The organism is Micromonospora sp. ALFpr18c (genome assembly GCF_008868155.1).
Classification (GTDB): Bacteria; Actinomycetota; Actinomycetes; order Mycobacteriales; family Micromonosporaceae; genus Micromonospora.
The window spans coordinates 1-247 of the sequence record NZ_WBKR01000572.1; the positions used below are offsets into that span (position 1 = coordinate 1).

Below are 247 nucleotides of genomic sequence, written 5' to 3' on the forward strand. Positions count from 1 at the left end.
GCACCCCGACCGATTCAAGAAACGAGCCATCCATCAACTCGAAGCCATGGGATACCGCGTCACCCTGGAGAACGCGTCGTGAAGCGAACCAACCGCCTCTGACGCGAAGGGAATCTTCGCGTCAGCGCCTTGATGTTCGCGGCGCCAGATCGCCATCTTCAGCGCGTCGAGAGCCAGATCCGTATAGAGACTCGTGGACACCTGCCAGCCGACGATCATGCGGGAGTACACGTCGAGGACGAACGCG

Annotated in this window: 1 pseudogene; it reads right to left on the reverse strand. The window is 60.7% G+C overall.

The features are described 5' to 3' along the window. Window positions 1-33 precede the first annotated feature (33 nt). A pseudogene (locus tag F8271_RS32840) lies at window positions 34-247 on the reverse strand (hypothetical protein); the annotation flags it as partial.